Origin of the sequence: Enterobacter asburiae (assembly GCA_011754535.1) — a bacterium.
Taxonomy (GTDB): Bacteria; Pseudomonadota; Gammaproteobacteria; order Enterobacterales; family Enterobacteriaceae; genus Enterobacter; species Enterobacter cloacae_N.
This window is the reverse complement of record JAAQVN010000001.1, coordinates 4,719,978-4,743,075: the sequence shown is the minus strand read 5'-3', so window position 1 is coordinate 4,743,075 and position 23,098 is coordinate 4,719,978. Positions and strand designations below refer to the sequence as shown.

Below are 23,098 nucleotides of genomic sequence, written 5' to 3'. Positions count from 1 at the left end.
TATTGAAAACAGGGAACGCGTTGTGAAAAAAATTATCTTACTGATCCTGATTGTCATCGCTCTTGCCGCAGGCGGCGTGTACTGGATAAAAGCGGGTAATCCGAATGCGTTGCGCCATATCGTTCTCGACCAGTGCCTGCCTAATCAACTGCAACACCGTAACCCGGCGCCCTGCGCGCAGGTGAAGCCTGACGCGGGCTATGTGGTATTTAAAGACCGCAACGGGCCGCTGCAGTATCTGCTGATGCCAACGTACCGCATCAATGGCACCGAAAGCCCGCTCCTGACCGAGCCTCACACGCCGAACTTCTTCTGGCTGGCGTGGCAGTCGCGCAGCTTTATGACCATGAAGCGTGGCTCCGAGGTGCCGGACAGCGCCATTTCGCTGACGATTAACTCTCCGACAGGCCGTACGCAGAACCATTTTCATATCCATATCTCCTGCCTGCGCCCGGACGTGCGCGAGAAGCTTAACGCGGCGCAGGGAGAAATCAGCACCCAGTGGCTACCGTTCCCGGGCGGGCTGGAAGGGCATGAGTATCTCGCTCGCCGGGTGACGGAGAATGAACTGGTCCAGCGCAGCCCGTTTATGATGCTGGCGGAAGAGCTACCGGAAGCGCGCGACCATATGGGGCGTTTCGCGCTGGCAATGGCACAGCAGTCGGATGGATCTTTTATTCTGCTGGCTACGGAGCGTAACCTGCTCACGCTCAACCGCGCCTCGGCAGAGGAATTGCAGGATCATCAATGCGCTATCCTGAAGTAACCCCACCATAAATCGCGTTTACTCGGGCTGCCTGTCACCGTAGACTTGCTGAAAAAATCTACAGGAGACAGGTATGTCGCTCTGGTTAACGCATCCTCTGCTGCTGCCCTCGCTGATCGTCGGCGTCACCATCGTGCTGTGGGCGACGTCGCTATTGCCGGAATTTATCACCGCGCTGCTGTTCTTTACGGCGGCGATGGCCGCCAGAATCGCCCCGCCGGAAGCGATCTTCGGCGGTTTTGCCTCGTCGGCTTTTTGGCTGGTATTCAGCGGGTTTGTACTGGGCGTGGCGATCCGTAAAACCGGGCTGGCGGACAGGGCCGCCCGGGCGCTGTCGGCAAAGCTCACTGACTCCTGGGTGCTGATGGTGGCGAGCGTGGTATTGCTCAGCTACGCGCTGGCGTTTGTGATGCCGTCAAACATGGGGCGTATTGCGCTGCTGATGCCCATTGTCGCGGCGATGGCGAAACGCGCCGGTATCGCCGACGGCTCCCGCGCCTGGTTTGGTCTGGCGCTGGCCGTCGGGTTCGGCACCTTCCAGCTTTCGGCAACTATCCTGCCTGCAAACGTCCCTAACCTGGTGATGAGCGGTGCCGCGGAAGGCTCGTACGGCATTCACCTGAACTATGTTCCGTATCTACTGCTGCATACGCCGGTGCTGGGTATTCTCAAAGGCCTGATTCTGATTGGCCTCATCTGCTGGCTGTTCCCCGGCAGCCCAAAACCCCCGAAGGATCTGGCGCTGTCTGAACCCATGGGGCGGGACGAAAAGCGTCTCGCCTGGCTGCTGGCGCTGGTGCTGGGAATGTGGGTCACGGAGAGCTGGCACGGCGTAGGGCCCGCGTGGACGGGGCTGGCGGCGTCGATCATCGTCATGCTGCCGCGCGTTGGCTTTATCACCGGGGAGGAGTTTTCTGCGGGCGTGAACATGCGTACCTGCATTTACGTCGCGGGTATTCTTGGGCTGGCGATCGTCGTGACGCAAACCGGTATCGGAACGGCCGTGGGCGAAGCGCTGCTGCGCATTATGCCGCTGGATGCGGACAAACCGTTTACCAGCTTCCTGGCGCTGACCGGTATTACCACAGCGCTCAACTTCATCATGACTGCTAACGGCGTTCCGGCGTTGTACACCACCCTGGCTCAGAGCTTCTCGGACGCGACCGGTTTCCCGCTGCTGTCGGTGATCATGATTCAGGTGCTGGGCTATTCCACGCCGCTGCTGCCGTATCAGGCGTCGCCGATTGTGGTGGCGATGGGGCTCGGGAAGGTGCCTGCAAGGGCGGGGATGGTGCTTTGTCTGGCGCTGGCTATCGCAACGTATCTGGTGCTGCTGCCGCTGGATTATCTGTGGTATAGCGTGTTAGGTAAAGTGTAGTTCGGTGCGAGGGGTTTCCCCTCACCCCAACCCTCTCCCAAAGGAGAGGGAGGAGAAGAGCGGTGGGTAAGCGCAAGCGCCACCCGCCACAAAGGCCATTACGCCTGTTTAGCCGCTTCTGCCGCTTTAACGATCACCGCGAAAGCGTCAGCTTTCAGGGATGCACCGCCAACCAGCGCGCCATCGATGTCTGGCTGGGTGAACAGCTCAGCAGCGTTGGAGGCGTTTACGGAGCCGCCGTACTGGATGATCACTTGCTCAGCGACTTTCGCGTCGGCTTTAGCAATGTGGTCACGAATGAATTTGTGCACCGCCTGAGCCTGCGCAGGGGTTGCAGATTTGCCGGTACCGATCGCCCAGACTGGCTCGTAAGCGATAACCGCGCCTTCGAAAGCTGCCGCGCCCTGAGTTTTCAGTACGGCGTCGATCTGACGTGCGCACACTTCTTCGGTTTTGCCCGCTTCGTTTTCCGCTTCGGTTTCACCGATGCACAGAACTGGGATCAGACCCTGCTCTTTCAGCACGGCGAATTTCTTCGCGATGAACTCGTCAGATTCTTTGTGGTAAGTGCGACGCTCGGAGTGGCCGATGATGATGTATTTCGCGCCGATATCTTTCAGCATTTCAGCGGAAGTTTCACCGGTGAACGCGCCAGACAGGTTAACGTCAACGTTCTGCGCGCCCAGCACGATGTGGCTGCCGTCAGCGGCACGTTTAGCCAGATCGAGGTACATATCCGGCGGAGCGATAGCAACCGCGCAGCCGGTCACGCCAGCCAGCTCTTTACGCAGGTTCGCAACCAGTTCGTTTACCATGTGGCGGCTGCCGTTCAGTTTCCAGTTACCCATCACTAAAGGATGTCGCATTTCAATTCTCCACGCTAAATAAGCGAATTAAGGAATATGGCCGCCCGGTCGGGCAGCATGGTCTGTGAATCAGTATAGAGATTTTCCCTCGAAAGGCTTTGCTTTTTGTCATTAATTCGCCCCGCCAAGGGTGTCAGATAGCGCCAGCTTAATCGGTTCAACGGCGAAGGTCAGTCCTTTTTCGCCGTTATCCGCCACCACATAGCGGATCGCGCCTTCGGTTGTGGCGTAGTACCGCTTGTTTTTACCGGCGGCCAGCAGTTTTTGCAGCTTTTGCTGGCTTTGCTTTTTCGTCAGCGCAGGCGTAAACGCCTGCAGCACCGCGCTCATGTAATCAAGCGCCTTCGATTTAGCGGCTTTCTGCTCTGGCCCCTGAATTGGCAGCCAGGTGATTTGCATGCTTTTGATTTTTAACGTACCGCGCTCCAGCGCCGTGGAAGCATACAAATTCTCGTTAATCTTGCTCGCTGCACGGGTCAGGGTTGGGGTATCGCGGGAGCTATCAATGGCGCGAAATTCATCCAGCGGCAGCGCTGGGTTGGCCTGATTGAAGGCTTCGCGAAACTGGCTGATGGATTGATCGAAAGACGGCGCGCCTGCCAGCAAATACGGCGCAGTGGTGGGGGCCGCGGTGTCGGCGGCGTGCAGCGGAAAACCCGCGCTGAGCATCGCTAAACACAGGAAAAGAGAATGTGCCGAATTTTTCATCAACATTGCACCTGGCCGTAAGTGCTCATGATTAAAACGATATCTGGTCGGCTTGTCAAAAGGTCACAACTCCAGGGTAAAATGCGGGCTAAACGATAATAAGGAACCTTACATGACCATACAGCAGTGGCTGTTTTCATTCAAAGGGCGTATTGGACGCCGTGATTTCTGGGTCTGGATGGTGACGTGGGTTGTCGCCATGCTGCTTCTGTTTTTCGTCGCTTACAACGCCTGGCTGAGCACGCAAACGGCGGCATTTGCGCTGGTCTGCCTGCTATGGCCAACGGCGGCCGTCGTGGTGAAACGCCTGCACGATCGCGGCCGCTCCGGCGCATGGGCGTTTCTGATTATTCTGGCGTGGATGCTGGTGGCAGGAAACTGGGCGATGCTCCCATCCATCCTTCCGTGGGTCGTGGGCAGACTGCTGCCGTCGGTCATCTTCGTGATGATGATTGTCGATCTGGGCGCGTTTATCGGCACCCAGAGCGAAAACAAATACGGTAAAGACACCGTCGAGGTGAAATACCGCTGATCACCAGTAGTGTTCAGCGGTCATATGGCCCGGTCGGCGGCGAAGATGTTTCGTCATCTGCCGGGTATCCTTCAGAAGTTGCTGCGTGTCCCGCACCATCTGCGGGTTACCGCACAGCATGACGTGGCTGGTTTCGGCCGTCATTGGTAAACCCACTGCGTCTTCCAGGGCTCCACTCTCGATTAGCGCCGGCACGCGACCGGTAAGCGTTCCTGCTACGGTTTCACGGCTGACCACAGTCTGAATCTTTAACTTCCCACCGTACTGCTGTTCCAGCGCCTGCATTTGCGGCAGATAGCTCAGGTCTGCAGCGTAGCGCGCAGCATGCACCAGCACGATGTTTTTGAAGCGCTCCAGATCTTTGCCGTATTGCAGAATGGAAAGATAGGGACCGATAGCCGTGCCGGTTGCCAGCATCCAGAGCGTGTCACAGTCAGGGATCTCTTCGAGCACAAAGAAACCCGCCGCTTCGCTCACGATTTGCACATCGTCGCCGGGCTTAAGGGCGGCGAGGCGGGGGCTGAGCTTGCCGTCCGGAACGGTGACCAGATAGAACTCGAGATCCGGGTTATCCGGCGCGTTAACGTAAGAGTAGGCGCGCTGCACGCGCTCGCCGTCGACATCCAGCCCCAGCTTCGCAAATTGCCCGGCCTTAAACGGGTGAACGGGAGCATGCAGGGTGAGACTAAATAGCGCATCGGTCCAGAATTCTATCTTTGTGACTTTACCTGTTACCCAGTCCGCCATGATCTTCTCCTGTGCTGTTTCTCTGTTCTATCTTCCGTACTTGTGGGAAACATTTCCAGCCCCTTCGGGCCGGAAAGCTCTATCGATCAAACGGTTTCACAGAATGTGCGTCTGCACGTCCGGGTCTTTGCGGTCGAGATAGTGAATAGACTGAATGCGTCGGATGGTGCGTGATTTACCGCGGATCAGCAGCGTTTCAGTGGTCGCCATGTTGCCCTTGCGGGTAATGCCATCCAGCAGGTCGCCTTTGGTGATGCCGGTTGCGGAGAAGACCACGTTATCGCTGCGGGCCATGTCGTTCAGCGCCAGCACTTTATTGGCTTCGATGCCCATCGCTGCGCAGCGAGCAAGCTCGTTCTCACCGATACGACGGTTCTCGTCGCTGTCGCCTTTCACCTCATGACGCGGCAGCAGGCGCGCCTGCATATCGCCGTCCAGCGCGCGGATCACCGCTGCAGAGACCACGCCTTCCGGCGCGCCGCCGATGCCATAAAGCACGTCGACTTCGCTGTCCGGCATGCAGGTCAGGATCGAGGCGGCAACGTCACCGTCAGGAATGGCAAACACGCGCACGCCGAGCTTTTGCATCTGTGCGATGGTGGCATCGTGGCGCGGTTTTGCCAGAATAGTCACGGTGAGTTCGCTAAGAGGTTTACCCAGGGCTTTGGCGATGTTGTGCAGGTTCTCTTCCAGCGGCAGGCTAAGGTCGATTGCGCCTTTCGCGCCAGGGCCGACAATCAGCTTTTCCATGTACATATCCGGCGCGTTGAGGAAGCAGCCTTTATCGCCCACGGCGAGCACAGCGAGCGCATTGGCCTGACCCATCGCCGTCATGCGGGTGCCTTCGATCGGGTCAACCGCGATATCCACCGCATCGCCTTTGCCGGTACCGACTTTTTCACCGATGTAGAGCATTGGCGCTTCGTCGATCTCGCCTTCGCCGATCACGATGGTGCCGTCGATGTTAACCTGGTTAAGCACAATGCGCATGGCGTGGACGGCTGCGCCGTCTGCGGTATTTTTATCGCCACGGCCAAGCCATTTATAGCCTGCAAGGGCGGCCGCTTCGGTGACGCGGGAAAACTCGATAGCAAGTTCACGTTTCATTAGGGACTCGTACAATCAAAAGGAATTGCACGAAGTTTATCACAGAGTGAGGAGGGGGGAGGGACCGGTGCGGTTGGAACCCCCTCACCCTAACCCTCTCCCCAAAGGGGCGAGGGGACTTAATCCCCTTTGGGGAGAGGGCCGGGGTGAGGGGGGGATAAGTTGGTCTTACTCTTCGTGCTCTTCCCACGCCAGGGCGCGTTTCACCGCTTTCTTCCAGCCGCTGTAGCGGAAGTTACGCTCGGTGGTTTCGATGCCAGGGCGGAATTCGCGTTCGATGACCGCTTTCTCCTGCAGCTCGTCCAGGTTCTGCCAGAAGCCTACCGCCAGACCGGCAAGGTACGCCGCGCCCAGCGCCGTTACTTCACGCACTTCAGGGCGCTCAACGCGGGTGCCCAGAATGTCGGACTGGAACTGCATCAGGAAGTTATTCGCGACCGCACCACCGTCCACGCGCAGGGCGTGCAGACGAATGCCAGAGTCTGCCTGCATCGCTTCCAGCACGTCGCGCGTCTGGTAAGCGATGGATTCCAGGGTGGCACGGATGATGTGGTTAGAGTTCACACCACGCGTCAGGCCGAAAATTGCGCCGCGGGCATACGGGTCCCAGTACGGTGCGCCCAGACCGGTGAACGCTGGTACCACGTACACGCCGTTGGTGTCTTTCACTTTGGTCGCGAAGTACTCGGAGTCAAATGCGTCGCTGATCAGCTTCATCTCGTCGCGCAGCCACTGAATGGATGCGCCCGCCATAAACACCGCACCTTCCAGGGCATAGTTCACTTCGCCGCGCGGGCCGCAGGCAATGGTGGTCAGCAGACCGTTTTCTGATTTCACCGCTTTTTCGCCGGTGTTCATCAGCATAAAGCAGCCGGTGCCGTAGGTGTTCTTCGCCATCCCTTCCTTGACGCACAGCTGGCCGAACAGTGCCGCCTGCTGGTCACCGGCGATCCCGGCGATAGGAATACGGGTGCCGCCTTTACCGCCGATATTGGTCTGGCCGTACACTTCAGACGACTTACGCACTTCAGGCAGCATCGCGCGCGGGATGTCCAGCGCGTCCAGCATCTTGTCATCCCACTCCAGGGTGTTGATGTTGAACAGCATGGTACGCGAGGCGTTGGTGTAGTCGGTGACGTGGACGCGTCCCTGGGTCATCTTCCAGATAAGCCAGGTATCGACGGTCCCGAACAGCAGCTCGCCGCGTTTTGCACGCTCGCGTGAACCTTCCACGTGATCGAGGATCCACTTCACTTTGGTACCGGAGAAATACGGGTCAACCACCAGACCGGTGGCGCTACGCACGTACTCTTCCATCCCGTCGCGCTTCAGCTGTTCGCAGATCTCTGAAGTACGGCGGCACTGCCAGACGATGGCGTTGTAAATAGGCTTACCGGTTTCGCGTTCCCAGACCACGGTGGTTTCACGCTGGTTGGTAATGCCGATAGCGGCAATCTCGTCGGAACTGATATCGGCTTTCGCCAGCACTTCCACCAGCGTGGAGCTTTGTGATGCCCAGATCTCCATCGGGTCGTGCTCTACCCAGCCTGGACGAGGATAAATTTGCTCAAATTCACGTTGAGACACGCTGACAATGTTCGCGTCATGATCCATTACGACAGCGCGGGAGCTGGTAGTGCCCTGGTCGAGCGCAACGATATATTTTTTTTCGGTCATGGTATGTGTCCCGTAGTCAGATTACAGCGAAGCTTTTTGTTGTGCGGTAGAAGTCGTTTCCTTCTCCTCGTCCACACAGGTGTCGCACGGTAAATGGCGACCAATTAATTTGCGGTAGCTAAATGCGCCCAGCGCAGCCCCAACAACCGGCGCAAACAGCGGCACCAGGAAGTAAGGGATATCTTTACCACCCGTGAATGCCACCTCACCCCAGCCTGCGATAAAGGCGAACGCTTTTGGTCCGATATCACGCGCCGGATTCATCGCGAAGCCGGTCAGCGGGCCCATGGATGCGCCAATCACCGCAATCAGAAGACCAATCAGCAGGGGTGCCAGCGGGCCGCGCGGAATGCCGTTTCCATCGTCGGTCAGCGCCAGGATAACGCCCATCAGAATAGCGGTAATCACCATTTCAACTGCGAACGCCTGCACAAAATTGATGTGCGGGTTAGGGTAAGTTGAGAAGATGCCTGCCAGATCCAGACTTTCGACGCTACCGCGTACCATATGATGCGTCTGTTCGAAGTCGATGAAAAGATTGTAATAAAGCCCGTAAACTAACGCCGCTGCGCAAAACGCGCCGGCAAATTGAGAAATAATGAAAGGAACAACTTTGCGTCCGTCGAAGCACGCGAACAGCCACAGTGCGATAGTCACCGCCGGGTTAAGATGTGCACCAGAAACCCCTGCAGTCAGGTAGATGGCCATCGCCACGCCCAGACCCCAGATGATACTGATTTCCCACTGACCAAAACTGGCACCCGCCACTTTCAGTGCAGCGACACAGCCCACTCCGAAGAATATCAACAACCCGGTACCAAGGAACTCGGCAATGCACTGGCCTTTTAAGGTTGATGTCTGACTCATAATCGGAATCCTGAAGAAATTGATGTTTATTGTTAGCGTGGCCGCCCGTGACAGCCACGATGCCCTGTAGACATAGTGTTAATTTATCGTTAACGAGCAAAAACGAGAAATATCGAAATTAAAATGTGTGGTCTTCGTCAATAAAATGAGCGTTTTCGCGCCATAAAGCGCGTTTTTGCATCAGTCGCGCACGGTGGGCTGAATCATTTCTTTAACGAATGGGTTAACAACTTAGAGGTATATGCCGCGAACGCACCAGGACGAGGCCGAAAAGTGTTGCAAACCGCGATCTGCGTGGCATGCCGCTGGACAGGGGCGACTGCGCTCCATACAATCGGAACATATGTTGTGCGCGTTTACGTTAAAGCGTCGCCTTGCAATTCAGGAGAGGTAGGATCATGTCTTTAGAAGTGTTTGAGAAACTGGAATCGAAAGTACAGCAGGCGATTGACACCATCACGCTGCTGCAGATGGAAATTGAAGAGCTGAAAGAGAAGAACAACAGCCTGGCGCAGGAAGTTCAGAACGCTCAGCACGGCCGGGAAGAACTGGAGCGCGAAAACAACCAGCTGCGCGAACAGCAGAACGGCTGGCAGGATCGCCTGCAGGCGCTGCTGGGACGTATGGAAGAAGTTTAATTCCCATTGGGATGAACTGACCAGGCCGGGTAAGGCGACGCCGCCACCCGGCTTTTTTTATGGTTCACGCTGACTCTTTTATTACTCAATATCCAGCGGATCTTCGGAAAGGATAATGCCGGTGTTATCGGCGTAGAGATGGTCCCCGGAGAAGAAGGTCACGCCGCCAAAGTTAACGCGAACGTCGCTTTCGCCGATGCCGTCACCCGCAGCGCCTACCGGAATGGCCGCGATGGCCTGAATTCCAATATCCAGGTCTTCGAGATCGTCCACCTGACGCACGGAGCCGTACACCACGATGCCTTCCCACTCGTTCTGGACGGCAATGCCGGCCAGTTCGGCATCAATCAGTGCGCGACGCACGGACCCGCCGCCGTCGACCACCAGAACGCGGCCACGGCCGTTCTGTTCGAGCAGATCGTACAGCAACCCGTTGTCCTCGAAACATTTCACCGTGACGATTTGACCGCCAAACGACGACCGCCCACCAAAGTTGGAGAACAGCGGTTCAACGACGTTGACATCTTCCTGGTAGATGTCACAAAGCTCGGAGGTATCGTATTTCATAGGTTTAACGCTCAGTTGCTGCGAATGTGTTCAGTATATCGTGCGAAATGCGTTGTTGGCAAAATCATCAATTGTTAATTGATATTTGTCAGCTAACGGAGCGTCTGGCTTAACACAATCCCAATGACGAACAACAGGTTAGTCAGCAGCGCGCCTTTTACCGTACGTTCCAGCATCGGCGGCATAGCGGACGGGCTGAGTTCACGCATCACAAAGCGGGCCTGCTTAACCAGCAGCGGCGCGGCAAGCACAAACAGCCAGCCCCAGAGACTGTGAAGAGAAATCAGGTTAAACAGCGCCAGGCAAACCAAAGCGCCGATGAGTAGGCAGGCATGATAGCGGCGCGCATTCACTGGCCCCAGACGCACCGCCAGTGTGTTCTTGCCGTTCTCACGGTCGCTGTCGATATCGCGCAGGTTATTGATGTTCAGCACTGCCGTCGCCAGCAGGCCGCAGGCGGTCGCGGGAAGGAACAGAGCAGGGATCACCGTATGCGCCTGTAAGTACCAGCTCCCCATCACGCTCAACCAGCCGAAGAACACCAGCACGGAGATATCCCCGAGGCCAATATAGCCGTAAGGGCGCGTGCCGACGGTGTAGGTGATGGCCGCGATAATGGCGAGCAGACCCAGCACCAGGAAGCCAATGAAATCGCTGGTGGTTTTCGAGGCGACCGTCACCAGTGCCAGGCCGGATAGGCAAATCAGTACCACGGTGATAATCAGCGCGCGCTTCATCTGTGCCTGGGTAATGACCCCTTTCTGCATCCCGCGCAGCGGCCCGATACGGTCCGGCTTATCACTGCCCTTCACCGCATCACCATAGTCGTTAGCGAGGTTGGAGAGAATTTGCAGCAGGCCGGCGGTAATCAATGCCAGCGCGGCGACCAGCGGATCAAAATAACCTTGCCACCAGGCAAGCGCCGTACCGACGATAATCGCGGCAAAGGCCAGAGGAAGCGTTTTAGGGCGCAGGCTTTCGAGCCACGCCTGAGTACGGCTGATATCAGTCATAGTAATTTAGCCAATAAAAATGGGGGCCTTAGCCCCCATTAACAGTGATGAGAATGCAGTAACCGCGATTATAGGATAAAACGGCTCAGATCTTCATCTGCCACTAACGCATCCAGATGTTTGCTCACATATTCTGCGTCAATGGTAATGGTTTGACCGTTGAGGTCGCTCGCATCATACGAGATATCTTCCACCAGGCGTTCCAGCACGGTGTGCAGACGACGCGCACCGATGTTCTCGGTGGTTTCGTTGACCTGCCATGCGGCCTGGGCGATACGCTTGATACCGTCCTCGGTGAACTCAAGGTTCACGCCTTCCGTCGCCATCAGCGCTTTGTACTGTACGGTAGCAGAGGCGTTTGGCTCGGTCAGGATGCGCTCGAAATCTTCAGTGGTCAGCGCCTGCAGCTCAACGCGGATAGGCAGACGACCCTGCAGTTCCGGGATTAGATCCGACGGGCTGGCCACCTGGAACGCACCGGAAGCGATAAACAGGATGTGGTCCGTTTTCACCATGCCGTGCTTGGTGGAGACGGTGCAGCCTTCAACCAGCGGCAGCAGGTCGCGCTGTACGCCTTCGCGGGACACATCCGGGCCGGAACTGTTGCCGCCGCGCTTACAAATTTTGTCGATTTCGTCGATGAACACGATGCCGTGCTGCTCAACCGCGTCGATAGCGTCCTGCTTCAGCTCTTCCGGGTTCACCAGCTTCGCCGCTTCTTCTTCAATCAGCAGCTTCATCGCGTCTTTGATTTTCAGCTTACGCGCTTTCTGCTTCTGGCCGCCCAGGTTCTGGAACATGGACTGCAGCTGGCTGGTCATCTCTTCCATGCCCGGAGGCGCCATGATTTCCACGCCCATCGGCGCGGCCGCGAGATCGATCTCAATCTCTTTGTCGTCCAGCTGGCCTTCACGCAGTTTTTTGCGGAACGCCTGACGCGCGGCTGAAGGCTCAGACTGCTGTTCAGCCTGGCCCCAGTTGTTTTTCGCCGGTGGGATCAGCACGTCGAGAATGCGCTCTTCGGCCATCTCTTCCGCGCGATAGCGGTTTTTTTCAATCGCCTGGACGCGCACCATTTTGATCGCCGAGTCGGTCAGATCGCGGATGATGGAGTCCACTTCTTTACCCACATAGCCCACTTCGGTGAACTTGGTGGCTTCAACTTTGATGAACGGCGCGTTCGCCAGCTTCGCCAGACGACGGGCGATTTCGGTTTTCCCGACGCCGGTCGGGCCGATCATCAGAATGTTTTTCGGCGTGACTTCGTGACGCAGCTCTTCATCAAGCTGCATACGACGCCAGCGGTTACGCAGCGCGATGGCCACGGAGCGCTTGGCGTTATCCTGGCCGATAATGTGTTTGTTCAGTTCGCTGACAATTTCGCGTGGGGTCATTTCAGACATGGGAGATCCTTACGCTTTGGAGGTCAATTCTTCGATGGTGTGGTTGTGGTTGGTATAGATGCAGATATCACCTGCAATATCCAACGCCTTCACCGCGATATCACGCGCGTTCATGTCGGTATTTTCCAACAGCGCGCGGGCTGCAGCCTGGGCATAAGGGCCGCCAGAGCCGATGGCAATCAGGTCGTTTTCCGGCTGAATCACGTCACCGTTACCGGTAATGATAAGCGAAGCGGTTTCATCCGCGACCGCCAGCAGCGCTTCGAGCTTGCGCAGCATACGGTCGGTACGCCAGTCTTTCGCCAGCTCAACGGCGGCTTTCACCAGATGACCCTGGTGCATTTCCAGTTTGCGTTCAAACAGTTCAAACAGCGTGAAGGCATCCGCCGTGCCGCCTGCAAAACCGGCGATCACTTTGTCGTTGTAGAGACGACGCACTTTCTTCACGTTGCCTTTCATGACGGTATTACCCAGCGTGGCCTGGCCATCACCGGCGATTACCACATGGCCGTTACGGCGTACACTTACTATTGTTGTCACGAGCAGACCCCCTGGTTACAAATTCGGGAAACAGAAGCCCTGAGCCTGTGCTCAGGGCTGAATTAAATGATAGATGGGGGAGATTTTGGGGGTTTCAACCCCCGGAGGCGAGTCGAATGCAGTTTGTATGACCGGCCACTTTCAGGCGCGAAATGGTGCCATCGGCATTTTCTTTGCCTTTGACCGGGCCAATCACCACGCGATTCCAGCCGTTGTTGGTGGTAATGCGTGAATCAAATCCTTCAAACGCCAGCTGAGCACGCACCGTTTCTGCCTGCTCGGCGCCTTTAAACGAACCGCACTGCACCATCCAGCGGCGCTCGTCTTTTTTCTCTGCCGTCTGCTTCGGCGATTCGGTCTCTTTGGTCACCGGCGCGGCCTGCTGCGTTTTCGGCTGCTGCGCGGTGGTATGCGCTGGCGTCTGGAGCAGATCCTGATACGGCTGAGCCGCTTGTTTTTGCGGCTGCGTTTTTGGCTGTTGAACAGGCTGAGACTGCACCGTACGCGTCTGCTGCTGCGGTTGCTGGTAAGGCTGCGCTTTCGGCTGCTGCACCGGCTGGGTTTGCGTCCACTGCTGCTGCTGTTGCTGCTGTTGAATTTGTGCCTGGCGCTGACGCTGCAGCTGCAGCGTTTGCTGACGCTGTGCTGGCGTCTGTTCATTCCACGGCACTTCGTTCAACTGCGTTGGTTGCTGGCGCATATCGGCCTGCATTTGTGCCAGCAGCTGGCGCTGCTCGTCCGTCAGCTGGTCGGCATTTTTCACTTCGCCACCGGCTGAAGGCTCGGTAGGCGCACGCACGCCAGGCTGACGGCTTTCCAGCTCTTTAATATAGCGCCAGCGCTCTTCAGGTTTCGGCGGCAGACCATTTCCCGCCACTTTGTTGCCCTGAAGCGCCTCGGACTCTTCTTTTTTATGGTGCGTAATGAAGTACAGGCCGCCAATAAAAGCCACCAGTACCGCCGCAGCAATAGCGACCATTGCTGGCGAGACCGCAGGCAGATTACGCTGCTTGCTTTTTGAACTACTCTTTTTGCGTCGCGAAGGTGCCGGCTGGCCGCGACGTACATAATCTCGTTGTGCCACTATCGTTTCGCTGTATTTATTCGTTCGTCAGCCCGCCATGTTACTTAAGCGGCGGGGCTTTGACCAGATAAGGGTGTCCGAAAGGCGTTTACTTTAAGTCAATGCCTGGGTAGAGCCGCGAACAATCAGCTCGCAGTCCAGTAACCGTGAGCCGCTGCTAACTGTTTGACCCTGCAGCTGATCCAGCAGAAGCAGCATCGCTTCACGGCCAATCTGATAGCGCGGTTGTGACACGGTGGAGAGCGGCGGATCGCAAAACTCTGAAAGCGAAATGTTATCGAAACCGATAATCGACAGATCTTTCGGCACGCGTAAGCCACGGCGTTTGGCGTGGGACAGCGCCCCCAGCGCCATCACGTCGCTGTGGCAGAACACCGCTGTCGGCGGTTCTGGCAGCGCCAGCAGTTTCTCCAGCGCCTGTCCGCCCGCTTCGAAAGTAAAATCACCGCGCGCAATGTAGTGCGGATCGACAATCGCACCGGTACGGCGCAGCGCCTGAACATAGCCCTGCAGGCGATAGTGGCAGAGCGGCATCTCTTCCGGCCCGGCAATGCAGCCAATCCGCTTATGCCCCAGCTCCTGAAGATAGTTCACCGCGTTGAACGCGGCCGTCAGGTTATCGATATGAACCGTCGGCAGCTCCAGCTCGGGAGCAAACTCGTTGGCCATCACCATCGGGGGTAAATTGCGCTGTTCTTCGATGCTGGCATCAAACGGCAGGCGCGAGCCAAGCAGCAGCATGCCGTCAATCTGCTTGGTAATAATGAGGTCGATAAAGGTTTTTTCCTGCTGGTTCTGATGGGCGCAGTCGCCAATCAGCACCAGATAGCCCTGCTCCGCAGCCGTCACTTCGATGCCGCGAATGATCTCGCTAAAGAAGGGATCGCAAATGTCCGGCACTATCACCAGGATGGTCCGCGATTCATTGCGCTTGACGTTCCGCCCCATGGCCTGAGGGAAGTAACCCACTTCCAGAGCCGCCTGTTCAACCTTGTTACGGGTCGCCTGGGAGACTTTATCCGGGTTCATTAATGCGCGGGACACGGTTGCTGTTGAGACTTGTGCTTTCTCGGCAACGTCTTTCATGGTCGCCGTGGCAACCTCTTTCCTGGACTTCAACGTCTTCTCCTCGCCTGAACACCGAACTGCGGACACCACCATTTTTACAGATAGTTAATGGAATCGGTTACAGAATTTTCATAAAAAGTGTGAGGCGCGTTAAATTTTTCGATCCGTCTTCAGCCTTCGATGGGATCGACGTCCAGTACCCACTTCACTTTTCGCGCTTCCGGCAGGGTGTTGATGAGCGCCAGCGTGCCGCTGACGATGTGCTGCAGGCGAATACGCGAGGGGTGCTGGAGTAAAATTTGCCAGCGAAAACGTCCGCCGCGCTTCGGCGCCAGCGCCGGCACCGGGCCCAGGATCCACAGCTGGTTATCCACCAGCGGGCTGGCCTGCAGGAGATTCCTCAGCTGTTGCAGGAAAAGCGGGGCCTGCTGGTTGTTATGATCTTCCGCGCGGATGATGACGTGGCTGGTCCACGGCGGCAGCTGCATGGTCTGGCGCTCGGCCAACGCCTGCTCGGCGAAGGCGTCATAGCCTTTATGCAGCAGGGTTTGCAGCAGCGGGTGCTCAGGGTGGTGCGTTTGCAGTACCACCTCGCCCTGCTTGCCAGCACGTCCCGCACGCCCTGCCACCTGGGTATAAAGCTGGGCGAAGCGCTCGGCGGAGCGGAAATCGGCCGAGAACAGCGCGCCGTCCACGTCCAGCAGGGCGACCAGCGTCACGTCCGGGAAGTGGTGCCCTTTGGCCAGCATCTGGGTACCAATCAGGATGCGCGCGCCGCCGCGATGCACTTCTGCCAGCTGCTGTTCCAGCGCGCCTTTGCGGCTGGTAGTGTCCCGGTCGATTCGGGAAATAGGCACGTCCGGGAAGAAGGGGCCAAGTGCCTGTTCAAGCTGTTCCGTGCCCAGACCGACCGGCACGATATGCGTTGATCCGCACGACGGGCACTGGCGCGGCACCGGGCGCTGGCTGTCGCAGTGGTGGCAGCGCAGGTGACGCTGGGCCTGATGGAAGGTGTAGTAGTGGTCACAGCGCGGGCATTCTGCAATCCAGCCGCAGTCGTGGCACAGCAGGGCGGGGGCGAATCCGCGACGGTTCAGGAACAGGATCACCTGGTTCCCCGCCTGCAAATGCTGGCGCATGCGGGAAATTAATGCGGGCGCTAACCCTGCCTGCACCTGCTGGCCTTTGAGATCCAGCACGTGCTGAATGGCCGGACTGGCGTTCCCCGCGCGACGCGTCAGGCGCAGCATGTGATATTTACGCTGGCGCACGTTGTGCAGCGTTTCGAGCGCCGGCGTGGCGGAGCCGAGAATAATGGGAATTTGCTCGCTGTGCGCGCGGTAGACCGCCAGATCGCGGGCATGGTAGCGCCAGCCTTCCTGCTGTTTATAGGAGCTGTCGTGCTCTTCATCGATCACGATAACGCCAAGGTTTTTAAACGGCGTAAACAGCGACGAGCGGGTGCCGATCACTATCGCCGCTTCGCCGTTTTTCGCTTTCAGCCAGGCGCTAAGGCGCTCGCTGTCGTTAAGCCCCGAGTGCAGCACCTCAACCGGCGCGTTAAAGCGCTCGCGGAATCGGGCGATTGTCTGCGGCGTCAGGCCGATTTCCGGCACCATCACCAGCGCCTGTTTACCCTGCGCGAGCACGTTTTCCAGTACGCTCAGGTAGACTTCCGTTTTGCCGGAACCCGTCACGCCCGCCAGCAGCCAGGCGGAAAAATGGTCCGAGGCGCTGTGAATGGCGCCTACCGCGGTGGCCTGCTCGGTATTCAGACGCAGGCGATCGCCTGAGACGGAGAAGCCGTCGCGCCAGTCGTGAAGGGCAGGCGCTTCGCTGGCCAGCTCGCTCAGCCCTTTCTTTCTTAATGCCTGTAGCGCGGTTTCGCTAACCTCAAGCTCGTTGACCTGATGCCGCCAGATTTTCCCCTGACGCAGCGCCGCTAGCGCCTGCTGCTGTTTCTGCGAGCGCTTGAGGCTGTTAATGTCCACAGCCTGCCCCTGTTCGGTGGCAAACCAGTACCACATCGGGGCGTGGCTGGCACTCTTGCCCTGGCGCAGCAGAATAGGCAGGGCGTGGAAGAGGACGTCGCCAATCGGATGGTGATAATAATCCGCCGCCCACAGCAGCAGTCGCCAGGTGCTGGTGGAGAAAACCGGCTCGAGGTCCAGCACCTCAACGACCGACTTCAGTTCATTGAGGGGCAATTCGCTTTTATCGCTGACGGAGACGACGATCCCCACGCGCTGCTGTTTGCCAAACGGCACGGTCACGCGACAGCCCGCTTTGGCACTCATGCTGTCGGGCAGCAGGTAGTCAAAGGTGCGGGGAAGCGGAACGGGCAGGGCAACGTGAGCGACGGGCATCGAATCTTCCTGACTTGAAAAGTGGCGCGTTAGTATACACATTAGTAAAAGCGGCGTGCGGATCAGTTTGCATACGTTGGTTAAATTCTGTATGATTCGCCGCCTTTGGTGTACTTTACGCCAAAGAACTTACATTCAACATCGCGTGGTGTCTGGCGTTAGGGCTGGAAGAGCGACGCGGCCTTAACTGAGGTTCTCCCATGAAAAAAGATATTCACCCGAAATACGAAATGATTACTGCAAACTGCTCTTGCGGTAACTCTATCCAGATCCGCTCTACCGTGGGTCACGATCTGAACCTGGACGTGTGCGGCAAATGCCACCCGTTCTACACTGGTAAGCAGCGTGATGTTGCAACCGGTGGCCGTGTTGACCGCTTCAACAAGCGTTTCAGCATCCCGGGCGCTAAATAAGTTTCCCGAAAAAAAGGCACCGCAAGGTGCCTTTTTTGTATCCGCTTCTCAGTATTCCCACGTCTCCGGGTCAATACCCAGTTCACGCATGATCACCTTCGCCTCTTCCGGGATTTCGTCGCTACGCTCTTTGCGCAGATCGTCATCGTTCGGCAACGGTTGGCCGGTAAACGCATGCAGGAACGCTTCGCACAGCAGTTCGCTGTTGGTCGCGTGGCGCAGGTTATTCACCTGACGACGCGTACGTTCATCGGTGAGGATCTTCAACACCTTCAGAGGAATGGAAACCGTAATTTTCTTTACTTGCTCACTCTTCTTACCGTGCTCAGCGTATGGGCTGATATATTCGCCGCTCCATTCAGCCATGAGATACCTTTAATCCTCTCAGTCATTAATCTAAAGGTGCAAACCGGTCACTGCCCGTTTTGAACCGTAATCTTGCGTAGTTTACCGTAGAGACGATACCGTGGCACGGATATTGCCGCTGCAGCGTGCGCTAAAGCATATAATTTTAACGGCTATTTGCGCATTGCTCAATCTATACGCAAAGAAGTTTAGATGTCCAGATGTATTGACGTCCATACTTTCAATGTTTACTCTGGTGCCTGACTTTTCACCTCATTCGCCAGGAAGCCCTCACCATGACGCGTAAACAGGCCACTATTGCAGTGCGTAGCGGATTAAATGATGACGAGCAGTACGGCTGCGTTGTCCCGCCCATTCATCTTTCCAGTACCTACAATTTCACCGGATTTAATGAACCCCGCGCGCATGACTATTCGCGTCGTGGCAATCCTACGCGTGATGTGACCCAGCGTGCGTTGGCCGAGCTGGAAGGGGGCGCAGGGGCAGTATTAACCAATACCGGGATGTCCGCCATTCACCTGGTGACGACAGTTTTCCTGAAACCGGGCGATCTGCTGGTCGCGCCGCACGATTGCTACGGCGGGAGCTATCGCCTGTTTGATAGCCTGGCAAAGCGCGGCTGCTACCGCGTGCTGTTTGTCGATCAAAACGACGAGCAGGCGCTGAAACAGGCGCTGGCAGAGAAACCAAAGCTGGTTCTGGTGGAAAGTCCAAGCAACCCATTGTTGCGCGTTGTCGACATTGCGAAAATTTGTCAGCTCGCAAGGGATGCGGGAGCGATAAGTGTAGTGGATAATACCTTCCTCAGTCCGGCGCTTCAGAACCCGTTAGCACTGGGTGCGGATCTGGTATTGCATTCATGTACTAAATATCTGAACGGCCATTCTGACGTGGTGGCGGGCGTGGTGATTGCCAAAGATCCCGACGTTGTCACGGAACTGGCATGGTGGGCCAATAACATTGGCGTCACCGCGGGCGCGTTCGACAGCTACCTGCTGTTGCGCGGCATCCGCACGCTGTCGCCGCGCATGGACGTGGCGCAGCGTAATGCCCAGGCGATTGTCGATTTCCTGAAAACCCAGCCGCTGGTGAAGAAGCTTTATCACCCGTCGCTGCCGGAAAACCAGGGGCACGAGATTGCCGCGCGCCAGCAAAAGGGATTTGGCGCGATGTTAAGTTTTGAACTGGACGGTGACGAGCAAACGCTGCGTCGCTTCCTGAGCGGGCTGTCATTGTTTACGCTGGCGGAATCCTTAGGTGGGGTTGAAAGCTTGATCTCCCACGCCGCGACCATGACGCACGCAGGTATGGCACCCGAAGCACGTGCCGCCGCCGGGATTTCCGAGACGCTGCTGCGTATCTCAACCGGCATTGAAGATTCTGAAGATTTAATTGCCGATCTGGAAAATGGCTTCCGGATCGCAGCCAAGGGGTAATCATGAGTGTGATAGCGCAGGCAGGGGCGAAGGGTCGTCAGCTGCACAAGTTTGGTGGTAGTAGTCTTGCTGATGTGAAATGTTACCTGCGCGTCGCAGGGATCATGACCGAATATTCACAGCCGGGTGACATGATGGTTGTCTCAGCGGCGGGCAGCACCACCAACCAGTTGATTAGCTGGCTGAAACTGAGCCAGACCGATCGCCTTTCTGCGCATCAGGTGCAACAGTCCTTACGTCGTTACCAGAGCGAGCTGATTGCCGGCCTGCTGCCTGCGGACGTGGCGGACGGGCTGATCAGCGCTTTCACGCATGACCTTGAGCGTCTGGCAGCCCTGCTGGACAGCGGGATTACCGACGCGGTGTATGCCGAAGTGGTGGGCCACGGTGAAGTGTGGTCCGCGCGTCTGATGGCCGCCGTGCTGCAACATCTGGGCTTGGAAGCGGCCTGGCTCGACGCGCGTGATTTCCTGCGCGCGGAACGCGCCGCGCAGCCGCAGGTGGATGAAGGGTTGTCCTACCCGTTGCTACAGCAGCTGCTGGTGCAGCATCCGGGCAAACGTATTGTCGTCACCGGCTTTATCAGCCGCAGCAACGCGGGCGAAACCGTGCTGCTGGGCCGTAACGGCTCGGACTACTCGGCAACGCAGATTGGTGCCCTGGCGAGCGTGTCCCGCGTAACCATCTGGAGCGACGTGGCCGGTGTTTACAGCGCGGACCCGCGTAAGGTGAAAGATGCCTGTCTGCTGCCGCTGCTGCGTCTCGACGAAGCCAGCGAGCTGGCACGGCTGGCTGCGCCGGTACTGCACGCGCGCACGCTGCAGCCGGTTTCCGGCAGCGATATCGACCTGCAGCTGCGCTGTAGCTATACGCCGGACCAGGGTTCCACGCGCATTGAGCGCGTGCTGGCGTCCGGCACGGGCGCGCGTATTGTCACCAGCCACGACGACATCTGCCTGATTGAGTTCCAGGTCCCTGCCGGTCAGGATTTCAAACTGGCACATAAAGATATCGACACGATCCTGAAACGCGCCCAGGTGCGTCCGCTGGCCGTTGGCGTTCACAATGACCGTCAGCTGCTGCAGTTCTGCTATACCGCCGAAGTGGCGGACAGCGCGCTGAAAATTCTGGATGAAGCGGGCCTGCCGGGCGAGCTTCGCCTGCGTCAGGGGTTGGCGCTGGTGGCGATGGTGGGCGCGGGCGTCACCCGTAACCCGCTGCACTGCCACCGCTTCTGGCAGCAGCTGAAAGGCCAGCCGGTGGAGTTCACCTGGCAGTCGGAAGAGGGCATCAGCCTGGTCGCGGTCCTGCGGAAAGGGCCAACCGAGAGCCTGATTCAGGGCCTGCACACCTCCCTGTTCCGCGCGGAAAAACGCATTGGGCTGGTACTGTTTGGGAAAGGCAACATCGGCTCCCGCTGGCTGGAGCTGTTTGCCCGCGAGCAGGTCACGCTCTCGGCGCGTACCGGATTTGAATTTATTCTTGCGGGCGTGGTGGACAGCCGCCGCAGCCTGCTGAACTACGAAGGGCTGGACGCCAGCCGCGCGCTTGCCTTCTTTAACGATGAAGCCGTAGAGCAGGATGAAGAAGCGCTGTTCCTGTGGATGCGCGCGCACCCGTATGACGATCTGGTGGTGCTGGACGTTACCGCCAGCGAACAGCTTGCCGATCAGTATCTGGATTTCGCCAGCCACGGTTTCCACGTCATCAGCGCCAACAAGCTGGCGGGGGCAAGCAGCACCGATAAATACCGCCAGATCCACGACGCGTTCGAAAAAACGGGCCGCCACTGGCTCTATAACGCCACTGTTGGCGCGGGCCTGCCGGTTAACCACACCGTGCGCGACCTGATTGAAAGCGGCGACAGCATTCTGGCGCTGAGCGGGATCTTCTCCGGCACGCTCTCCTGGCTATTCCTGCAGTTTGACGGCACTGTACCATTCACCGACCTGGTGGATCAGGCCTGGCAGCAGGGCTTAACCGAGCCCGATCCGCGCGTTGATCTCTCCGGTAAAGACGTGATGCGCAAGCTGGTGATCCTGGCGCGCGAAGCCGGTTATGACATCGAGCCGGATTCTGTACGCGTCGAGTCGCTGGTCCCTGCGGGCTGCGAGGAAGGGTCCGTTGACCATTTCTTCGAGAACGGTGACGAGCTGAATGACCAGATGGTGCAGCGTCTGGAAGCGGCAAACGAGATGGGGCTGGTGTTGCGCTACGTGGCGCGTTTCGAGGCGAACGGTAAGGCGCGCGTGGGTGTCGAAGCGGTGCGTCCTGACCATCCGCTGGCGGCGCTGCTGCCGTGCGATAACGTCTTCGCCATTGAAAGCCGCTGGTACCGTGATAACCCGCTGGTGATCCGCGGTCCGGGCGCGGGGCGCGATGTCACCGCCGGGGCGATCCAGTCCGACATTAACCGTCTGGCTAAGCTGCTGTAACCCCTCACCCTAACCCTCTCCCCAAAGGGGAGAGGGGACTGCTTTTCCATCTCATCATGAACTTCTCTCATCTTCCCTGAGCAAACCTCACCGTTATTGTTGATTATTTATGTTGACGTCCCTCCGCTTTTCCGTCATTTTTACATCTGGACGTCTAAACGTATAGAAGTTCACAACACAACAGACAACGACACGCGAAAGATAGAGGTAAGGTATGAGCTTTTTTCACGCCAACCAGCGGGAAGCACTGAATCAGAGCCTGGCCGAAGTAAACGGCCAGATTAACGTCTCTTTTGAATTTTTCCCGCCGCGCACCAGTGAAATGGAGCAAACCCTGTGGAGCTCTATCGATCGCCTGAGCAGCCTGAAGCCAAAGTTTGTCTCCGTGACATACGGTGCGAACTCCGGCGAGCGTGACCGTACGCACAGCATCATTAAAGGCATTAAGGACAGAACCGGTCTGGAAGCGGCACCGCACCTGACCTGTATCGACGCCACTCGCGATGAACTGCGCGCCATTGCCCAGGACTACTGGAACAACGGTATTCGCCATATCGTTGCCCTGCGCGGCGATCTCCCTCCTGGCAGCGGCAAGCCAGAGATGTATGCGGCCGACCTGGTCGGGCTGCTGAAAGAGGTGGCCGACTTCGATATCTCCGTGGCCGCCTACCCTGAAGTTCATCCGGAAGCGAAAAGCGCCCAGGCGGATCTGCTTAACCTGAAGCGTAAGGTGGAGGCCGGTGCCAACCGCGCCATCACCCAGTTCTTCTTTGACGTGGAAAGCTATCTGCGCTTCCGCGACCGCTGCGTCTCGGCTGGTATCGACGTCGAAATCATTCCTGGCATTTTGCCGGTCTCGAACTTCAAACAGGCGAAGAAATTCGCCGATATGACCAACGTGCGCATTCCGCTGTGGATGTCCAAAATGTACGAAGGGCTGGACGATGACCCGGAAACCCGCAAGCTGGTGGGGGCCAACATCGCGATGGACATGGTGAAGATTTTAAGTCGCGAAGGGGTGAAAGATTTCCACTTCTACACGCTGAACCGTGCGGAGATGAGCTACGCCATTTGTCACACGCTCGGCGTTCGCCCGGCGTAATCAGCAAAAAGCCCTCATA

22 protein-coding genes are annotated in these 23,098 nt (G+C 57.6%); 8 read left to right on the top strand and 14 right to left on the bottom strand.

The window, feature by feature from the left end; all coding sequences use genetic code 11:
• Positions 1-22: 22 nt before the first annotated feature.
• Positions 23-766: a CDP-diacylglycerol diphosphatase gene (locus HBM95_22435; GenBank protein ID NIH45654.1), complete on the top strand. Its 744-nt coding sequence runs from the start codon at positions 23-25 to the stop codon at positions 764-766.
• Positions 767-839: 73 nt separating this feature from the next.
• Positions 840-2,144 carry a citrate transporter gene (locus tag HBM95_22430; protein ID NIH45653.1) on the top strand — a complete coding sequence of 435 codons (1,305 nt, stop codon included), beginning with the start codon at positions 840-842 and terminating at the stop codon, positions 2,142-2,144.
• A gap of 98 nt (positions 2,145-2,242) precedes the next feature.
• On the opposite strand, the gene tpiA is transcribed toward HBM95_22430, so the two are convergent.
• On the bottom strand, positions 2,243-3,010 hold the full coding sequence (tpiA, locus tag HBM95_22425; GenBank protein NIH45652.1) for a triose-phosphate isomerase: 768 nt from the start codon (positions 3,008-3,010) through the stop codon (positions 2,243-2,245).
• 111 nt (positions 3,011-3,121) lie between these two features.
• On the bottom strand, positions 3,122-3,718 hold the full coding sequence (locus HBM95_22420; protein ID NIH45651.1) for a YiiQ family protein: 597 nt from the start codon (positions 3,716-3,718) through the stop codon (positions 3,122-3,124).
• A gap of 112 nt (positions 3,719-3,830) precedes the next feature.
• Here HBM95_22420 and HBM95_22415 point away from each other — a divergent pair, with 112 nt between their 5' ends.
• Positions 3,831-4,250, top strand: coding sequence for a DUF805 domain-containing protein (locus HBM95_22415; protein NIH45650.1), 420 nt, complete (start codon positions 3,831-3,833; stop codon positions 4,248-4,250).
• Here the strand turns inward: HBM95_22415 and fpr are convergent, their stop codons facing one another.
• The 4 genes from fpr to HBM95_22395 all read right to left on the bottom strand — a co-directional run bounded on the left by fpr (position 4,251) and on the right by HBM95_22395 (position 8,648).
• A complete protein-coding gene (fpr, locus tag HBM95_22410; protein ID NIH45649.1) occupies positions 4,251-4,997 on the bottom strand; it encodes a ferredoxin--NADP(+) reductase in 747 nt (248 codons plus the stop codon). It abuts the gene before it with no gap.
• A 96-nt stretch (positions 4,998-5,093) separates the two neighbouring features.
• Positions 5,094-6,104, bottom strand: coding sequence for a class II fructose-bisphosphatase (gene glpX / locus HBM95_22405; GenBank protein NIH45648.1), 1,011 nt, complete (start codon positions 6,102-6,104; stop codon positions 5,094-5,096).
• A gap of 168 nt (positions 6,105-6,272) precedes the next feature.
• On the bottom strand, positions 6,273-7,781 hold the full coding sequence (gene glpK / locus HBM95_22400; GenBank protein NIH45647.1) for a glycerol kinase GlpK: 1,509 nt from the start codon (positions 7,779-7,781) through the stop codon (positions 6,273-6,275).
• Positions 7,782-7,802: 21 nt separating this feature from the next.
• Positions 7,803-8,648: an aquaporin gene (locus HBM95_22395; GenBank protein ID NIH45646.1), complete on the bottom strand. Its 846-nt coding sequence runs from the start codon at positions 8,646-8,648 to the stop codon at positions 7,803-7,805.
• A 398-nt stretch (positions 8,649-9,046) separates the two neighbouring features.
• Between HBM95_22395 and zapB the strand changes: the two genes are divergently transcribed.
• The gene (gene zapB / locus HBM95_22390; GenBank protein NIH45645.1) at positions 9,047-9,286 is read left to right on the top strand and encodes a septal ring assembly protein ZapB; all 240 of its coding nucleotides are present in this window, start codon (positions 9,047-9,049) and stop codon (positions 9,284-9,286) included.
• Positions 9,287-9,367: 81 nt separating this feature from the next.
• Here the strand turns inward: zapB and rraA are convergent, their stop codons facing one another.
• The 7 genes from rraA to priA form a co-directional block, all read right to left on the bottom strand.
• Positions 9,368-9,853, bottom strand: a complete 486-nt coding sequence (rraA, locus tag HBM95_22385; GenBank protein ID NIH45644.1) for a ribonuclease E activity regulator RraA — start codon at positions 9,851-9,853, stop codon at positions 9,368-9,370.
• Between the two features lie 92 nt (positions 9,854-9,945).
• Positions 9,946-10,872, bottom strand: a complete 927-nt coding sequence (menA, locus tag HBM95_22380; protein NIH45643.1) for a 1,4-dihydroxy-2-naphthoate polyprenyltransferase — start codon at positions 10,870-10,872, stop codon at positions 9,946-9,948.
• A gap of 62 nt (positions 10,873-10,934) precedes the next feature.
• Positions 10,935-12,269 carry an HslU--HslV peptidase ATPase subunit gene (gene hslU / locus HBM95_22375; protein ID NIH45642.1) on the bottom strand — a complete coding sequence of 445 codons (1,335 nt, stop codon included), beginning with the start codon at positions 12,267-12,269 and terminating at the stop codon, positions 10,935-10,937.
• 9 nt (positions 12,270-12,278) lie between these two features.
• Entirely contained in the window at positions 12,279-12,809 is a 531-nt protein-coding gene (gene hslV / locus HBM95_22370) for an ATP-dependent protease subunit HslV (protein ID NIH45641.1), read from the bottom strand.
• Between the two features lie 94 nt (positions 12,810-12,903).
• Positions 12,904-13,893: a cell division protein FtsN gene (ftsN, locus tag HBM95_22365; protein NIH45640.1), complete on the bottom strand. Its 990-nt coding sequence runs from the start codon at positions 13,891-13,893 to the stop codon at positions 12,904-12,906.
• A 93-nt stretch (positions 13,894-13,986) separates the two neighbouring features.
• Positions 13,987-15,012 carry a DNA-binding transcriptional regulator CytR gene (cytR, locus tag HBM95_22360; GenBank protein NIH45639.1) on the bottom strand — a complete coding sequence of 342 codons (1,026 nt, stop codon included), beginning with the start codon at positions 15,010-15,012 and terminating at the stop codon, positions 13,987-13,989.
• 119 nt (positions 15,013-15,131) lie between these two features.
• Positions 15,132-17,327: a primosomal protein N' gene (priA, locus tag HBM95_22355; GenBank protein NIH45638.1), complete on the bottom strand. Its 2,196-nt coding sequence runs from the start codon at positions 17,325-17,327 to the stop codon at positions 15,132-15,134.
• A gap of 200 nt (positions 17,328-17,527) precedes the next feature.
• Between priA and rpmE the strand changes: the two genes are divergently transcribed.
• Positions 17,528-17,740 (top strand): 50S ribosomal protein L31, encoded by a 213-nt coding sequence (gene rpmE, locus HBM95_22350; protein NIH45637.1) that lies wholly within the window; start codon positions 17,528-17,530, stop codon positions 17,738-17,740.
• Positions 17,741-17,788: 48 nt separating this feature from the next.
• Here the strand turns inward: rpmE and metJ are convergent, their stop codons facing one another.
• Positions 17,789-18,106, bottom strand: coding sequence for a met regulon transcriptional regulator MetJ (gene metJ / locus HBM95_22345; GenBank protein NIH45636.1), 318 nt, complete (start codon positions 18,104-18,106; stop codon positions 17,789-17,791).
• 275 nt (positions 18,107-18,381) lie between these two features.
• Here metJ and metB point away from each other — a divergent pair, with 275 nt between their 5' ends.
• The 3 genes from metB (at position 18,382) to metF (ending at position 23,079) form a co-directional block, all read left to right on the top strand.
• Entirely contained in the window at positions 18,382-19,542 is a 1,161-nt protein-coding gene (gene metB, locus HBM95_22340; protein ID NIH45635.1) for a cystathionine gamma-synthase, read from the top strand.
• Between the two features lie 2 nt (positions 19,543-19,544).
• Entirely contained in the window at positions 19,545-21,977 is a 2,433-nt protein-coding gene (locus tag HBM95_22335) for a bifunctional aspartate kinase/homoserine dehydrogenase II (protein NIH45634.1), read from the top strand.
• A gap of 214 nt (positions 21,978-22,191) precedes the next feature.
• The gene (metF, locus tag HBM95_22330; protein ID NIH45633.1) at positions 22,192-23,079 is read left to right on the top strand and encodes a methylenetetrahydrofolate reductase; all 888 of its coding nucleotides are present in this window, start codon (positions 22,192-22,194) and stop codon (positions 23,077-23,079) included.
• Positions 23,080-23,098 lie beyond the last annotated feature (19 nt).

Bases quoted from the DNA above. Each gene is read 5' to 3' on its own strand.
- HBM95_22430 (NIH45653.1), top strand. From the start codon at position 840: ATGTCGCTCTGGTTAACGCATCCTCTGCTGCTGCCCTCGCTGATCGTC.
- tpiA (NIH45652.1), bottom strand. From the start codon at position 3,010: ATGCGACATCCTTTAGTGATGGGTAACTGGAAACTGAACGGCAGCCGC.
- HBM95_22420 (NIH45651.1), bottom strand. From the start codon at position 3,718: ATGAAAAATTCGGCACATTCTCTTTTCCTGTGTTTAGCGATGCTCAGC.
- HBM95_22415 (NIH45650.1), top strand. From the start codon at position 3,831: ATGACCATACAGCAGTGGCTGTTTTCATTCAAAGGGCGTATTGGACGC.
- fpr (NIH45649.1), bottom strand. From the start codon at position 4,997: ATGGCGGACTGGGTAACAGGTAAAGTCACAAAGATAGAATTCTGGACC.
- glpX (NIH45648.1), bottom strand. From the start codon at position 6,104: ATGAAACGTGAACTTGCTATCGAGTTTTCCCGCGTCACCGAAGCGGCC.
- glpK (NIH45647.1), bottom strand. From the start codon at position 7,781: ATGACCGAAAAAAAATATATCGTTGCGCTCGACCAGGGCACTACCAGC.
- HBM95_22395 (NIH45646.1), bottom strand. From the start codon at position 8,648: ATGAGTCAGACATCAACCTTAAAAGGCCAGTGCATTGCCGAGTTCCTT.
- zapB (NIH45645.1), top strand. From the start codon at position 9,047: ATGTCTTTAGAAGTGTTTGAGAAACTGGAATCGAAAGTACAGCAGGCG.
- rraA (NIH45644.1), bottom strand. From the start codon at position 9,853: ATGAAATACGATACCTCCGAGCTTTGTGACATCTACCAGGAAGATGTC.
- hslU (NIH45642.1), bottom strand. From the start codon at position 12,269: ATGTCTGAAATGACCCCACGCGAAATTGTCAGCGAACTGAACAAACAC.
- priA (NIH45638.1), bottom strand. From the start codon at position 17,327: ATGCCCGTCGCTCACGTTGCCCTGCCCGTTCCGCTTCCCCGCACCTTT.
- rpmE (NIH45637.1), top strand. From the start codon at position 17,528: ATGAAAAAAGATATTCACCCGAAATACGAAATGATTACTGCAAACTGC.
- metJ (NIH45636.1), bottom strand. From the start codon at position 18,106: ATGGCTGAATGGAGCGGCGAATATATCAGCCCATACGCTGAGCACGGT.
- metB (NIH45635.1), top strand. From the start codon at position 18,382: ATGACGCGTAAACAGGCCACTATTGCAGTGCGTAGCGGATTAAATGAT.
- HBM95_22335 (NIH45634.1), top strand. From the start codon at position 19,545: ATGAGTGTGATAGCGCAGGCAGGGGCGAAGGGTCGTCAGCTGCACAAG.
- metF (NIH45633.1), top strand. From the start codon at position 22,192: ATGAGCTTTTTTCACGCCAACCAGCGGGAAGCACTGAATCAGAGCCTG.